12 protein-coding genes and 1 pseudogene are annotated in these 13,954 nt (G+C 69.9%); 5 read left to right on the top strand and 8 right to left on the bottom strand.

Features of this window, described 5'->3' with window-relative positions; all coding sequences use genetic code 11:
* The 4 genes and pseudogenes from CA234_RS24755 to CA234_RS05940 form a co-directional block, all read left to right on the top strand.
* Positions 1-105 (top strand): annotated as a pseudogene (locus tag CA234_RS24755) (DUF2849 domain-containing protein); the annotation flags it as partial.
* A gap of 3 nt (positions 106-108) precedes the next feature.
* Positions 109-1,743 carry a nitrite/sulfite reductase gene (locus tag CA234_RS05950; protein ID WP_126001122.1) on the top strand — a complete coding sequence of 545 codons (1,635 nt, stop codon included), beginning with the start codon at positions 109-111 and terminating at the stop codon, positions 1,741-1,743.
* Complete coding sequence (locus CA234_RS05945) at positions 1,736-2,161, top strand: DUF934 domain-containing protein (RefSeq protein ID WP_125976148.1); 426 nt, start codon at positions 1,736-1,738, stop codon at positions 2,159-2,161. Before CA234_RS05950 ends, CA234_RS05945 begins: the two co-directional genes overlap by 8 nt.
* Positions 2,154-2,918: a phosphoadenylyl-sulfate reductase gene (locus tag CA234_RS05940; RefSeq protein WP_126001121.1), complete on the top strand. Its 765-nt coding sequence runs from the start codon at positions 2,154-2,156 to the stop codon at positions 2,916-2,918. Before CA234_RS05945 ends, CA234_RS05940 begins: the two co-directional genes overlap by 8 nt.
* Positions 2,919-3,102: 184 nt before the next feature.
* Here the strand turns inward: CA234_RS05940 and CA234_RS05935 are convergent, their stop codons facing one another.
* A complete protein-coding gene (locus tag CA234_RS05935; RefSeq protein ID WP_126001120.1) occupies positions 3,103-4,428 on the bottom strand; it encodes a carbohydrate porin in 1,326 nt (441 codons plus the stop codon).
* A 116-nt stretch (positions 4,429-4,544) separates the two neighbouring features.
* Between CA234_RS05935 and CA234_RS05930 the strand changes: the two genes are divergently transcribed.
* Entirely contained in the window at positions 4,545-5,348 is an 804-nt protein-coding gene (locus tag CA234_RS05930; protein WP_126001119.1) for a fructosamine kinase family protein, read from the top strand.
* 1 nt (position 5,349) lies between these two features.
* Here the strand turns inward: CA234_RS05930 and CA234_RS05925 are convergent, their stop codons facing one another.
* Genes CA234_RS05925 through CA234_RS05895 form a run of 7 tightly spaced genes read right to left on the bottom strand, consistent with a single transcriptional unit; the run spans position 5,350 to position 13,953 of the window.
* Entirely contained in the window at positions 5,350-7,242 is a 1,893-nt protein-coding gene (locus tag CA234_RS05925) for an XrtA/PEP-CTERM system amidotransferase (RefSeq protein ID WP_126001118.1), read from the bottom strand.
* 33 nt (positions 7,243-7,275) lie between these two features.
* Complete coding sequence (locus CA234_RS05920; RefSeq protein WP_126001117.1) at positions 7,276-8,541, bottom strand: TIGR03087 family PEP-CTERM/XrtA system glycosyltransferase; 1,266 nt, start codon at positions 8,539-8,541, stop codon at positions 7,276-7,278.
* Positions 8,541-9,593 (bottom strand): FemAB family XrtA/PEP-CTERM system-associated protein, encoded by a 1,053-nt coding sequence (locus CA234_RS05915; protein ID WP_126001116.1) that lies wholly within the window; start codon positions 9,591-9,593, stop codon positions 8,541-8,543. Before CA234_RS05915 ends, CA234_RS05920 begins: the two co-directional genes overlap by 1 nt.
* Complete coding sequence (locus CA234_RS05910) at positions 9,590-10,435, bottom strand: XrtA system polysaccharide deacetylase (protein WP_126001115.1); 846 nt, start codon at positions 10,433-10,435, stop codon at positions 9,590-9,592. The genes CA234_RS05915 and CA234_RS05910 overlap by 4 nt, the downstream gene beginning before the upstream one ends.
* Before the next feature lie 3 nt (positions 10,436-10,438).
* Positions 10,439-11,503, bottom strand: a complete 1,065-nt coding sequence (locus CA234_RS05905; protein ID WP_125976132.1) for an AAA family ATPase — start codon at positions 11,501-11,503, stop codon at positions 10,439-10,441.
* Positions 11,504-11,515: 12 nt separating this feature from the next.
* Positions 11,516-13,102 (bottom strand): hypothetical protein, encoded by a 1,587-nt coding sequence (locus tag CA234_RS05900; RefSeq protein WP_125976130.1) that lies wholly within the window; start codon positions 13,100-13,102, stop codon positions 11,516-11,518.
* On the bottom strand, positions 13,099-13,953 hold the full coding sequence (locus CA234_RS05895) for an AAA family ATPase (RefSeq protein WP_125976128.1): 855 nt from the start codon (positions 13,951-13,953) through the stop codon (positions 13,099-13,101). The genes CA234_RS05900 and CA234_RS05895 overlap by 4 nt, the downstream gene beginning before the upstream one ends.
* Between the last annotated feature and the right edge of the window lies 1 nt (position 13,954).

Here is a 13,954-nt window from a genome sequence, read left to right as displayed (position 1 = left end):
CGCCCCGCCCACATCAAGGACCGCATCCGCGCGCTCGGCCCCACCGTGCGCCCGGACCTGACCCTCAAGCCCGCCGACCCGCAGGCCGGCAGCTGGGTGATCTGAACCATGTACAAGTATGACGAATATGACGCCGGAATCGTCGCCGCGCGCGTCGAGGAATTCCGCGACCAGGTCCAGCGCCGCCTCGCCGGCCACATGACCGAGGACCAGTTCAAGCCGCTCCGGCTGATGAACGGGCTCTACCTCCAGCTGCACGCCTATATGCTGCGCGTGGCTGTGCCCTATGGCACGCTGAACAGCCGCCAGATGCACCTGCTCGCGCACATCGCCCGCAAGTACGACCGCGGCTATGGGCACTTCACCACCCGCCAGAACCTCCAGTACAACTGGATCAAGCTGGAGGACGCGCCCGACATCCTCGCGGAGCTGGCGTCGGTGGAGATGCATGCCATCCAGACCAGCGGCAACTGCATCCGCAACATCAGCTCGGACCAGTTTGCCGGCGCCGCCGCCGACGAGATCACCGATCCGCGCCCCTGGGCCGAGCTGCTCCGCCAGTGGAGCACGTTCCATCCGGAGTTCAGCTACCTGCCGCGCAAGTTCAAGATCGCGGTAATCGCCAGCGATACCGATCGCGCGGCGATGCGGCTGCACGACATCGGCATCCAGATCGTCCGCAACGACGGGGGCGAGCTGGGCGCGCGCATCTATGCCGGTGGCGGCATGGGCCGCACCCCGATGATCGCCTCGCTGATCAAGGAGTTCGTACCCTTCGCCGACTTCGTCAGCTATCTGGAGGCGTGCCTGCGCGTCTACAATCGCCATGGTCGGCGCGACAATATCTACAAGGCACGGATCAAGATTCTCATCCATGCGCTGGGGGCCGAGGAATTTGCACGCCAGGTGGAGGAGGAGTTCCAGGCGGTGAAGGCTCTTGGCATCGATCCGCCCCAGGCCGAGTTCGACCGCATCGCCGCGCATTTCGCGCCGCCGGCGTTCGAAGCCGATGCTCCCGACACCGTGGATCGGAGCGACCCGGATTTCGCCGTCTGGCTCGACCAAAACGTCCACGCGCACCAGGCGCCGGGCTATGCCGTCGTCACGATCAGCCTCAAGCCGATCGGCGGCATCCCTGGCGACGCCTCGGCCGACCAGATCGACGTCATGGCCGATCTCGCCGAACGATACAGTTTCGACGAGCTGCGGGTCACCCATGCCCAGAATATCGTGCTGCCGCACGTTCGTAAGGCGGACCTCTATACTGTCTGGCAGGCGCTGCGGGAAGCGGGGCTGGCCGAGGCCAATCTCGACCTGATCAGCGACATCATCGCCTGCCCGGGGCTCGATTATTGCAGCCTCGCCAATGCCCGCTCGATCCCGCTCGCGCAGAAGATCAGCGAACGCTTCGCCGAACCGGCGCGCCAGCGCGATCTCGGCGAGCTGAAGCTCAAGATCTCGGGCTGCATCAACGCCTGCGGCCACCACCATGCCGGCCATATCGGCATCCTCGGCGTCGACCGGAAAGGCACCGAGAACTACCAGCTGCTGCTCGGCGGCTCGGGTGCGGAAGATGTCAGCCTGGCCGACATTACCGGCCCCGGCTTCAGCGAGGACGGCGTGGTCGACGCGATCGAGCGTGCGACGGACCTCTATGTCCGCGAACGCACGCCCGGCGAACGCTTCGTCGACACCTATCGCCGCATCGGCATGGCACCGTTCAAGGAGGCCATTTATGGTTGAGTTCCTGCGCTACCGCGACGACGAGGCGCATGACGAGCCGGCCGTCACGCTCGACAGCTTCTTCGGCCAGTCCAACGCTACCGCCGTCCGGATCGAGTCCGGCGAGGATGCCCGCGCGCTCCTCCCCCATCTCGATCGCATCGCGCTGGTCGAGGTGAGCTTCCCCAGCTTTCGCGACGGCCGCGGCTATTCCACCGCGCGGATTCTGCGCGAGGCAGGGTACAAGGGCGAGCTGCGCGCGCAGGGCGACGTGCTGGTCGACCAGATCCCGCTGATGCGCCGCTGCGGCTTCGACAGCTTCGCACCCGATGCGCCGATCGACGAGGCCACGCTGGAAGCCGCGCTCGACCGCTACGACGTCCGCTACCAGGCGGCGGCGGACACCATCGTGCCGGTGTGGAAACTGCGCCATGGCTGAACCCGCGCGCCAGATCGACCGGATCGACGTGATGCCCCGCTTCACCGAGGCGGATGCGGTGCGGCTCAACACGCGCTTCCTCGGCGTGCCGACGCTGGAGATGCTGCGTACGGTGCTTTCCGAGAAGCTGACCGGCGAGACGGCGATCGTCTCCTCGTTCGGCGCGGAGTCGGCAGCGCTGCTGCATCTCGTCGCCAGCGTCGATCGCTCGGTGCCGGTGCTGTTCCTCGATACCGGCAAGCATTTCCCCGAGACGCTCGCCTATCGCGACCTGCTGGTCGAGCGGCTCGGCCTGACCGACTTCCGCAACCTCCGCCCCGACCCCGAGCTGCTGGCCAAGCGCGACGGCACCGAGCTTCGCTGGTCCTATGATCCGGACGGCTGCTGCGAAATCCGCAAGGTGCTGCCGCTCGAGGCCGGCCTGGCCGGCTTCGACGCGACGATCACCGGACGCAAGGCGTTCCAGGCGAGCACCCGCACCGCCCTGCCGCGCTTCGAGCTCGACGGCGACCGGCTCAAGATCAATCCGCTGGCGGACTGGACCAAGGCCGATCTCGACACCTATTTCACCGCGCACGACCTGCCGGTGCATCCGCTGGTAGCACAAGGCTACCCCTCGATCGGCTGCGCGCCGTGCACCAGCAAGGTCAAGCCCGGCGAAGACCCCCGCGCCGGCCGCTGGCGCGGCTGGGACAAGACCGAGTGCGGCATCCACACGCCGACCAGCGACGACGACGCCAACCAGCCGGTGTTCTAATACCGGAGGTGTTGGCGCGGTTTGATCCTGCCTCATCCAGTCATCCCGGCGGAAGCCGGGATCCATTCAGCCCTCCGTCTCAGCAAGCGCCGATAGCGAGACCGCAATGGACCCCGGCTTTCGCCGGGGTGACGATTTGGGAGCAGCGATAGGTTCTTATTTGTGCAACGTGTTCGATCTCGCCTCAGAACCCGCCGTGCAGCCGCAGCGCCAGCACGTTCGCCGGGCCGCGATCGCGATTGTAACCGGGATTGGCGACGAACTGATAATCGAACGTCACGTCGAATCCCTTGCGCGGCTGCCAGTCATAATAGGCCTCGGCGATGGCCTCGCTGCCCGGGTGCGGCAGCTTGCCGTCGCCGACCAGCACGCCCAGCCCACCAGCATCGAGATAGCGCTGATGGTCGCGCGAGATGCCGTTGACGATGCCGACCAGCCCGATGCGGTCGTTCGTGCGCCCCCAGCCCGCGCCGTTCAGCGATGTGCCGAGCTGCGCGGTGCGATCAATGTCGGTGAAGTCATAGGGCTCGATCGCGCCGTCGGCGAACCCTGCGCGCGCGAACAGCCCCAGCGTCGAGGTCACCGCCTGCTCGACGTTCACGTCCGCGCCCATGCGGGTGGTGCGCTGGCGGACGAGCGAGGTGTCCGCCGCCTGCCCCTGCGCCGCGCCAAGCGCCAGCGCATCGTCGAACCGCCCGAAGCGCCCGCGATTGCGGAAGGCGGTGATGCGGATCGCGCCGGGCTGGCCGCCGAGCAGGTGGCGATGCTCGACCTCGATATCGACCTGATATTGTCGGAAGTCGCGCTCCAGCGTCTCGCCATTGGGCACCTTCGAGAGGTTGAACAGTCCGGCACGCAGTGTCCATGCGCCCTGATACCATTCCGTCGCCACGCCGGTCGAATAGCCCCAGGCATCGGCGGCATAGTCGAAGCTGCCGGTATCCACCGCCGACCAGTTGAGGAAGTCGCTCCGCGGATCATGCGCATAGCGGTTGGTATCGAACACGTCGCCGATACCGAACTTGCCGAGCGTCAGCACTAGCCGGTTCGCCGCCTGGGTGCCGCCCAGCACGTTCATCGCCGGCGCCACCGCGCTCGCCTCGCCGTCCAGCCCGATCGTCTGGCGGAAGAACAGCCGCTGGAGCCGCAGATAGGGCTCGTCCTTGCCGACCTTGTAGGCCTCGGCGCTGGGAAAGCCCGCCACGCCCAGCGTGTTCGAGAGGCCGAAGCCCTGGTCGATCTCCGGGTTCACCCACAGTTCGCCGCCCGCCCAGGGCCGCACCCCGGCATAGAGCGTCACGTCGATCGTCTCGCGCACCTGCTCGGGCGTCAGGCTGTTCGGCCCGCGATAGGGATCGTCGAAGCCGCCCACGCCCTGCACCACCATCGTCGCCTGGCCGTGCACCGCAAAGGCCTGCGGGTCGCCCGTGTCCTGCGCCTGCGCTGCGACCGGGAGCAGGAAGAACAGCACAGCCGCAGCGGCGGCCGACTTGGGGAACGCAGAAACCATGACGTGCATCCTGGAAGGGGAACGGCCGCCCGACTCGACGGCGGCGCCCCTATAGCCTAGGCCGAAGCCTCGGTCGCGATGGCGCAGATCGGTCCCTTTGGAGCGCAGACGCGGACATGCAGACCAGCCTCGCCGACCGCGCCGCCGACCTTCTCAGGGTGCCGGTCTCGGGCGCGGCCGCGCTTTCCGGCGGCGACCTCTCCGCGGTGCATCGGCTACGGCTGGCCAATGGCGGCAGCGCGATTGCCAAGCAGGGGCCGCTGGTTTCGGAAGAAGCGGACATGCTGGCAGCCATCGCCGCGACCGGGGCGCCCGCCCCTGCGGTGCTTGCGGTAGGCGAAGACCTGCTGCTGATCGCGGAAATGCCGAACGACGGCCATCTCGGCACCAGCTGGGACAACCTCGTCACGGTGTTGCAAACCCTGCATGCGGCACCGGGCCGCGCCTATGGCTGGCTGGCGGATTACGCTTTCGGTCGCGTCGCCATTCCCAACGGCGCGACGAGCGACTGGCCGAGTTTTTGGGCCGAGCGGCGGCTGCGGACGCATCTGTCGCACGTCCCCGCGCCCCTCGCGCGTCGACTCGATCGGCTGGCCGATCGCCTCCCGAACCTGCTACCGATGCACCCCGCGCCGTCGCTGCTGCACGGCGACCTGTGGGGCGGCAATGTGCTGACCTCCGGCGGCCGGGTGACCGCGCTGATCGATCCCGCCTGCTATCATGGCGACCGCGAAGTCGATGCCGCCATGCTCACCCTGTTCGACGCGCCGCCCGCCCGCTTCTTCGATGCGCTCGCGCTGGCGCCCGGATGGCAGGAACGGCAGCCGATCTACCGGCTATGGCCGTTGCTCGTGCATCTGCGGCTGTTCGGCAGCAGCTATGCCGGCGCGGTGGAAACAGCGCTGGCCGCGGTCGAGTAATTCAGCCAAACAGCCGCGCCAGGCTGCGCTCCAACATGACCAGCTGCCACAGCGTGCGGCCATGCTCCGCGCGGCCGGCCCGGTGGTCTTCGGCGAGCCGCGCGATCGTGCGCGGCTCGAACCAGCCGCTCTGGAGGAGCAGCGGCGCGCGGGCGAGCGCCGCCGCCTCGTCGGCCAGCGCATGGCGGAACCAGGCGCTGATCGGGGTGACGAAGCCCATCTTGGGGCGATAGAGAATCTCGCGCGGCAGCCAGGGCTCCAGCGCCTTCTTCATCAACCACTTGCCTTGCCCCCCGCGGATGCGGAGCGACGGCGGCAGGCTCGCCTCGAACTCGACCAGCCGGTGGTCGAGCAGCGGCTCGCGCGCCTCCAGCCCCACCGCCATGCTGGTGCGGTCTACCTTGGTGAGAATGTCGCCGGGCAGCCAGTGGCGGATATCGGCATATTGGGCGCGATCGATCGCGTCGCGCGCGGGCGCCTGCCGCATCGTCTCGACATAGCGCGCCTCGGCGCGATAGCCGTCGAGCGCCGCCCGTGCCGTGTCGCTGTAGAGCTGGTCGCGCAACGCCGGCGTGGTGACGCCGACCGCCCTGGCATAGGCCTCCGCCCCACCCTCGGCGAGAGCGAGCAGCGTCGTCTTCGCGCGAAATGGCCGCGGTGCCCAGTCCGCCTTGGGATAGAGCGCGCCGAGCTGGCCGAACACCCGCGCCCGAACGTCCGACGGCAGCAGGCCGCGGACCCGCTCCTCGGCGGCGAAGAAGCGGTGGCGGCGGTATCCGGCCAGCGCCTCGTCGGCCCCGTCGCCCGAAAGCGCGACGGTCACGCTCTCGCGCGCCAGCTGGCAGACGCGGTAGGTGGGCAGCGCCGATGCATCGGCAAAGGGCTCGTCGAAGGCGGCAACCAGCGTATCGATCAGGCCGTAATCCTCATGCCCGACCGTGCGGGCGCGATGGCTGGTGGCGAAGCGCTGGGCGACCTTCGCGGCATGCGCGGTTTCGTCCAGCCCGGCCTCGTCGAAGCCGATCGTGCACGTCTTCACCGCCGCCTTGCTGCGCTCGGCCATCAGCGCGACCACCGCCGAGCTGTCGACGCCGCCCGAGAGGAACGCGCCCAAGGGCACGTCGGCAATCATTCGCGAGCGCACGGCGGTGCGCATCCGCTCGATCAGCTCGGCCTTGAGCTCTCGCGTGCGGCCGGCGGCACGGCGGGTGAAGTCGATGTCCCACCAGCGCACCGGCTGCGGTGCTGAGCGGGCGCGCTGGAGCAGCAGGAAATGCCCCGCCGGCAGCTTCTGCACGCCCGCGACGATGCAGGCGTCGTCGGGGACATAGCCCAGCGCCAGATAATCCTCGACCGCGCGGAAATCGGCGGCGCGGCGGAGCAGCGGGTGGGCAAGCAGGCCCTTCAGCTCCGAGGCAAAGGCGATCGCGCCATCGGCCAGCTCGGCATAATGGAGTGGCTTCACCCCAAAGCGGTCGCGGGCGAGGAACAGGCTCTGGCTGGTCGCGTCGTAGAGCGCGAAGGCGAACATGCCGTTCATCCGAGCAAGCAGGTCAGGCCCCCAGGCGCGCCAGCCGTGGAGCAGCACCTCGGTATCGCTGTCGGTGGCGAAGCGGGCGCCCAGCGCCTCCAGCTCGGCGCGGACCTCGCGGAAATTGTAGATCTCGCCGTTGAAGGTGACGGCAAGGCTCTGGTCTGGCAGCGCCATCGGCTGCACGCCGCCTTCGAGGTCGATGACCGCCAGCCGGCGATGGCCGAGCCCCACGCCCGCCACGCACCACACCCCCGAACCGTCGGGGCCGCGATGCGCCTGGGCGTCGCTCATCGCGACGATGCGGGCGGGATCGATCGGCTTGGGAAGGCAGGGATAGAAGAGGCCGGCGATGCCGCACATCAGCGCATGCCCTCGCGGTCGTCCATCCGTCCCCTATCGTCGCCGTTCATGATCCGCATCGTAGCGGCCCGGTACCAAGCGATCGCCGCGCACGCCACCCCGCTGGTGGCGCTGGCGTGCAGGAGCCTCGAGCAGCGCGTCGAGCGGTGCCAGCCGCGCGTCCCAGCTGTAGCGGGCAATCACCCGCGCACGGGCGGCGGCGCCGAGTGCCGTGGCGGTATCGGGGGCGTCCAGCAAGCGCAGCACGGCGTCGCCGAATGCGTCTGCGCCCTCGGCGACGCAGAGCGTTCCGGCATGATCGATCCCCTCGGCGGCAGCCGGCGAGGCGACGACGGCGCGCGCCATCGCCATGCCTTCGAGCACCTTGTTCTGAATGCCCCGCGCCAGCTGCAGCGGCGCGACCACCAACGCTGCGGCGGCAAGCCAATCGCGAACGTCCGGCACGGTGCCGGTCACGAGTATGCCGGGCCGCTCCGCCAACGCCTGGACGGCCTGCGTCGGCGCACGGCCCACGATCGCAAAGCGCGCCGCCGAATGGGCCAATCGGACGCGTGGGAACACCTTGTCGGCGAACCAGGTGACCGCCTCGACATTCGGCCGGTAATCCATCTGGCCGGTGAAAACGAGCAGCGGCCCCGCCCCGCCAGTCGGTTCGAAACGGCTGGCGGGATCGTAGAAGACCGTGTCGATGCCGTTCTCGATCGCATATACGTGGGAGGCGTTCGTGCGCGCCCGGAACAGCGCCGCCTCGGCCTCGCTGACGAACAGGCTGGCATCGGCCGCCCCGGCGACGCGGCGCTCATGGGCGAGCAGCAGCGACGCCTCACGCCGGTGGACCCAGGCCATCGGTCCACGCCCGCCCTCGGCATAGGCGGCGAACTTGGCCGAATCCATGTCGACGAAGTCCATGATCACCCGCTGCCGGGGTGCCGGCGGCAGATATTGCGCCATCTGGCTGGAAAAGAGGAAGATCGTCTCGATCGGCTCCGCCGCCAGCAGCGCATCCATGGCGCGGCGCGCCGCCGGATCGGCAAAGGCGACGAGCGACACCGGCCGCCGCTGCAGCAGCGCCCGCGCCCCCGTCCAGACGGTCGGCGCGTCCCGCCAGACGATCGTGCGCGTCGCGGCATAGGCCGCAAGGCCGTCCTGGTGCCTCAGGTCGTCGGGGTCATCGGCGAAGGCGACCAGATGAAGGCGATGGTTCCGGGCGAGATGGCGCAGCAGGTGATAGGCGCGGATCTTGTCGCCGCGATCCGGCGGAAAGGGCATGCGATGGGCGAGGAACAGAAGGTCGCCCATCAGCCGAGCCCGCGCGAGAGCAGCGGCCCGATGCGATTGGCCGCCCAGAGCGGCAGCCGCTTCCACGCGGCGATCTGCAGCCGGTACTTCGGATCGAGCGGGTTGATGCTGCGCGGTGCCGCGCCCTCGGCGTGGCGGGAGAAATAGACCAACGGCTCGGGCACGAAGCCCCAGTTCTTCTTGAACGCTGCCGCGCCGGTGCCGGCCTTGGAGCGCCCGAAATCGAAGCGCGAACAGCCGCGCGCGCGGGCATGCGCCATCAGCGCGAAATACATCCGGTCGTTGGCGCGCAGCCCCCGCGCCGCTTCCGCCCCGCCGCCCCAATAGGGATAGACGGTACCGCGCCAATAGAGGCTCAGCACGCTCGCCACCGCGCGGCGTTCGTGCCGCACGGTGAGGATATCCGCCTCCGCCCCGAACGCCTCCAGCACCGCCGCGAACAGCGCCGCCGGGAAGACCGGCGTGCCGAGATTGCGGACGCTTTCCGCATAGACGCGGTAATGCGTGCGCCGGGCCGCACGATCGGCACCCACCTCCACCGTCAGATCCGCAGCGAGCGCCTTGCGCAGTTCGGCGCGCTGCTTGCGGGGCACGGCGAGCAGTTCGGCCTCGTTATCGGCCGCGAGCCGGCGGACGAAGCCCAGATAGGTCGTGTGGTCGCGGACCCAGTCCTCCCCCGGACAGGGCCCGCCGCGCAGGTCGAGGCTCGGGCAGCGCAGGCGCGCGGCGAGGCTCCAGGCGGCCTGCCCGAGCGCGGCGACGGCAAGCCCCTGCTCGGCAAGAATGCCGCCAGCGACGCCGAAGCCGGTCGATACCAGCGCCCGGCCGAACAGCGGCGAGGTGATCGCCGTCAGCGGCAGCACCCCAACGATCCGCCCGCCAGCGCCCTCCGCCACCAGATAGTGGCTGCGCTGACGACAACCCTTCGCCACCGCCATGCTCCATTCGGGCAGATGGAAGGGCGTGGCATCCGCCTGCGCATCGACCCAGGCGGCAAGACGCCCGCGCTCGCTCGCATCGTGCAGGTCGGCGGTGCGGACGGACAGGGTCACGCCAGCCGCTCCGCCGCCTGTGCCGCGATCGCATCCACCCGGCCCCAGTCGTGGCGCGCCAGCAGCGTCCGCAGCTTGCCCTCCATCGCGCCCAGCCGGGCATAATGGCGCAATCGCGACTTGAACGGTGCGGCACGCACCCGCGGCTGGCCGGGGTCGATCTCCCAGGGATGGAAGTAGAACATCGCCGCCGCGCCGCCGCTATTGGCAGCACGCACCGCGCGATCGGTCACCCCCTTCGGCAGCAGCCGGAAGAACCCGCCGCCCGCGGTCACCTCGCGCCCCAGCACCCGCGCGATCGTGATCGGCAGCTCGATCAGCCGCGCATCGGGCAGCGGGCGGAACGGCGCGCGGGGCGCATCGGGCCAGCCATAATGATCATGCGCGATCGGCGCGATGCTCGAAGAGTAGCAATAGCCCGCCTCAGCCAGGACCGCATGCGCCCAAGGCGTGCGGCGGTCGATCGAAAAGCTCGGCGCGCGATAGCCGTTAACCGCGACGCCCGCGGCATCCTCCAGCGCGGCGCGCGCGCGGGCGAGATCGGCGCGGAACTGGTCGGGCGTCAGGGTGAAGACGCGGGCATGGTCCCAGCCATGGCTGGCGACCTCGTGCCCCGCCTCGGCGATGCGGCGGATCAGCCTGGGATGACGCTCCGCCACCCAGCCGAGCGTGAAGAAGGTGCCCTGCACCCCCGCGGCCGCAAACAGCGCCAGCACGCGATCGGTATTGGCCTCGACGCGCTGCTCCAGCCCGTCCCAATCGCCGCGCGCGATCGTGGTCTCGAAGGCGCCGACCTGGAACCAGTCCTCGACATCGACCGACAGGCCGTTGCGCACGCCCATCGCTCAGGCAGCACTGCCGCGCAGCGCGTCGAGGTCGATGCCGCTGCGACCATCGTCCTTCTCCACCCAGTCGACCAGCAGCGAGAGCACCCGGCGCAGCGCATCCGACTGCGAGGCGACCTGCGCCTCCAGCTCGGCGACGCGGCGCTCGAGCGCCCGAGTTTCGGCCGAGCCCTCCGGCACCGCGCGCAGTTCGGCGACGCGGCCGGCGCGCACCGGCGCCGGTTCGGGCACCGGCTCGGGCGCCGGCTCGATCACATCCTCCTGCTCGATATCCTCGATCACCGCCGCGACATCGGGCGCGCCGAAATTCTCGATCTGCTCGACGGCGCCGTAGAGCAGCACGCGGCTCGCCAGCTGGTTGAGGCGGCGCGGGATGCCGCCCGACCAGCGGTGCATCGCCGCCAGCGCATCGGCGGTGAAGCGCGGGCGGCCGCTCCAGCCGACCAGCATCAGCCGATGCATCAAATAGGCCTCAACCTCCTCCACCTCCATCGGCGCGAGGTGATGCATCGCGATCACCCGCTGGCGGAGCTGCTCGAAGGCGGGCTGCTGCAGCACCAGCCGAAACTCGGGCTGGCCCAGCAGGAAGATCTGGAGCAGCGGATAGCCGCCCGCCTGGAAGTTGGAGAGCATGCGCAGCTCGTCCAGGCTCTCGCCCGGCAGCGCCTGCGCCTCGTCCACCACCAGCAACGTGCGCCGTCCGGCGCGGGCGACCTCGTGCAGGCCACGCTCGATCGCCAGCAGCAGCGCCGCCTTGGAGAGGTCATCCCCCGGCAGCCCCAACCCCTGCGCGACCAGCCGCAACATGTCGTCGGCGCGCAGATGGGTGGAGACGATCTTGATCACGTTGAGCCGTTCGCCGTCCAGTTCGGCGAGCAGGTGGCCGAGCAGCGTCGTCTTGCCCGCCCCCGGATCGCCGGTGATGACGACGAAGCCTTCGCCCTGGCTGAGGCCATAGCCGAGATAGGCCATCGCCTTGCCGTGGGTGGCGGTATCGAACCAGAAGCGCGGATCGGGGGTCAGCTGGAACGGCCGGCCGCGCAGCCCGTAATGATCGTCCATCATGCGTGCAGTCTCTCAAAAACCATAGCGCGCTCCGATCAGCGCCTGTGCCGATGCCTGATCGGGGCCGTCGCGCATCGATCCGTAGAGGCCTGCGGTCGCGGTGAGGCTCAGGCGGCCGAGGCGGCGGGTGTAGGCGGTGTTGGCGCCCCAGCCGAACACGGCGGTGCTGCCGGGGATGTCGCCGTCATAATAGCTGGCGAGCAGGTTGAGCCCGATCGTCCCGTCGCGCCCGGCGGCGAGCGCGGCGAAGGCCTGGGCGTAGAAGCTCTCGTCCCAGCTGCCGCCGGTTGCGGTCGCGGCAACCGGAGTGAGGAAGTCGCGCCGGGCGAAGCCGCCGCCGACACCCAGCCGTGTCGTGCCCCGGCGCCAAACCGCATTGGCGGTCATTCCGCGGCCGCGATAGGCAGCCGTCGCCGCCGAGGAGAAGGCCCCCGCGATGCACCCGCCCGCCGCCGCCCCGCTGGTGCCGTAGATGCAGGCGCCCGCCTGGGCCCCGAAAGGATCCGCGGTGGTGACGAAGCCCACCGGCAGCGCGGCGAGGCTGCCGCCGACCTGCTGGCCATAGGTCTCGACCGTGTCGTACACCGCCACCTGGATGCCGCTGCCGCTATTCCGCTGGAAGGTGAAGCTGCCGGTATAGCGCATCGCTCCGTAGCGGCGGCCGATCCGCACCTCGAGCGCGGTCCTCCGGCTGGGCCGCCAGAGCACGCCGCCGTCCCAGAACATGCCCTCGAAATCGTAGGCGAGCCGCACGGGCGATGCCGGATCGGTGACATAGCGCCCCGCCCCGTCAACCACCGGCTGGCCACTCTGCCCAAGCAGCGGATCACGCTGGCGCACGGTGATCTGCTCATAGCCCGCCCCGCTGACCAGCGCGACCGTGCGGCTGATCGGCGCGATCGCATCGCCGCGCCCCGAGTTGCTGGCAAAGCGCTGATCGAGCTGGCTGGCATTCTCGCGCACCAGCCCGCCGGTGACGCTGAGCCCGATCGGCAGCACCGCGCCGGGCTTGGCGCCCACGCTGGCATTCACGGCATGCGAGGTGGAATGGTCGAAGCGATCGACCTGCGGCAGCGTCGATGCGACGCCGGTTGCGACGCCGTCGTCCACCTTGGTGAAGCCGAAGCGATAGGCGCCCTGCACGAACAGCGGCCCGGCATGGGTGTCGAGCTTGGGCCCGGCATAGCCCGAATAGAGCTGGCTGAGGTTGCGCGCAGTGGCCGCATTGCCGGTCAGCGCGTCGCCGCGCGCATCGGTGCGGGTGCGGGTGGCGACGGCACCGGCCTCCAGCGTCAGCCCGCGGGCGGCGGTGATGCGCGCCTGGGCGAGGCCGTTATGGCTGTCGCCCGACTGCAGGCTGCCCTTCTCGGTGAAGCGGTGCTGATATTGGTAGCTCACCTGCACCTGCACCCGGCGGGTGCGGATGCTGCCGTCCAGCCCCGCGCCGAGCTGCGAATAGGTCAGCGTCTCGCCGCCGTTGAGCTCGGCGGTGGCGACCCGGCTCACCTCGATATAGGGCGTGAGGGTCGCGCGGCGCTGGGCGGCCGCGGGCACGATCGCGGCGGCGCAGACGGCCAGCACGATCGCGCCACGGATCACCGGCCCGCCTGCGCGTAATAGCTGCCGAAGCGCCGGCCCGAAGGCTGGAACGACACCGCGTTGAGCACGAGCTGGATATGCTCGCACCCGTCGAGCGCGGCGACGGCGGCGCGCAGGTCCTCCTCGCTGGTGCGATCGGCGCGAACCACCATCATCGTCTGCCCGACATGCAGCGCCAGCACCGAGGCGGGCGAGGCGGCGAGCGCCGGCGGCGAATCGAAGATCACGATGCGGCGCGGATTGGCCGCGGCCAGCCGATCGAGCATCGCCCGCGCGCCGTCGCTCGCCAGCAATTCGGTATCGCTGACGCTGCGGGTGCCCGCGGGCAGGATCGCGAGCTGCGGCACGTCGGTATCGACGATGCAGGCCTCGACGTCGACACGGCCGTCGAGCGCGTCGAGCAGCCCCGGCCCCTCGCCCATGCCGAGCCGCTTCGAGACGTCGGGCTTGGCGAAATCGGCGTCGACCAGCAGGATCTCGACGTCCTTCTCGGCCGCCATCGAGAGCGCGAGATTGATCGCGCAGAAGGTCTTGCCCTCGTCGGGCTGGGCCGAGCAGACCAGGATCATCCGGGCGCGATCGGCATCGACGCCGGCGACGCCCCGCGCGGTGAGCAGCAGCTGCCGCTTCACCATGCGGAACTCCTCGGCGAGCGGCGTAATCGGCCCGCCGGGCACCAGCATGCCGGCGGCGGCAAGCCGGGCGCGGTCGATCGGCACCATCGGGCGATCCTGGGCGGGGGGCGCCGCGGGCTGCCTGGCAGGTGCCTCCTCCGTCGGAAGCCCCGGCATCATCGCGATCGCGCGCTGGATCAGCGAGCCGGTGAGCCGCTTTGGGGTGTGTTCATTCATC

Source organism: Sphingomonas sp. ABOLE (genome assembly GCF_003950455.1).
Taxonomy (GTDB): Bacteria; Pseudomonadota; Alphaproteobacteria; order Sphingomonadales; family Sphingomonadaceae; genus Sphingomonas; species Sphingomonas trueperi.
This window is presented reverse-complemented; position numbering and strand designations above follow the sequence as displayed.

Coding starts and splice junctions, on each gene's coding strand:
- CA234_RS05950 (WP_126001122.1), top strand. CDS start 109: ATGTACAAGTATGACGAATATGACGCCGGAATCGTCGCCGCGCGCGTC.
- CA234_RS05945 (WP_125976148.1), top strand. CDS start 1,736: ATGGTTGAGTTCCTGCGCTACCGCGACGACGAGGCGCATGACGAGCCG.
- CA234_RS05940 (WP_126001121.1), top strand. CDS start 2,154: ATGGCTGAACCCGCGCGCCAGATCGACCGGATCGACGTGATGCCCCGC.
- CA234_RS05935 (WP_126001120.1), bottom strand. CDS start 4,428: ATGGTTTCTGCGTTCCCCAAGTCGGCCGCCGCTGCGGCTGTGCTGTTC.
- CA234_RS05930 (WP_126001119.1), top strand. CDS start 4,545: ATGCAGACCAGCCTCGCCGACCGCGCCGCCGACCTTCTCAGGGTGCCG.
- CA234_RS05925 (WP_126001118.1), bottom strand. CDS start 7,242: ATGTGCGGCATCGCCGGCCTCTTCTATCCCTGCCTTCCCAAGCCGATC.
- CA234_RS05920 (WP_126001117.1), bottom strand. CDS start 8,541: ATGGGCGACCTTCTGTTCCTCGCCCATCGCATGCCCTTTCCGCCGGAT.
- CA234_RS05910 (WP_126001115.1), bottom strand. CDS start 10,435: ATGGGCGTGCGCAACGGCCTGTCGGTCGATGTCGAGGACTGGTTCCAG.
- CA234_RS05905 (WP_125976132.1), bottom strand. CDS start 11,503: ATGATGGACGATCATTACGGGCTGCGCGGCCGGCCGTTCCAGCTGACC.
- CA234_RS05895 (WP_125976128.1), bottom strand. CDS start 13,953: ATGAATGAACACACCCCAAAGCGGCTCACCGGCTCGCTGATCCAGCGC.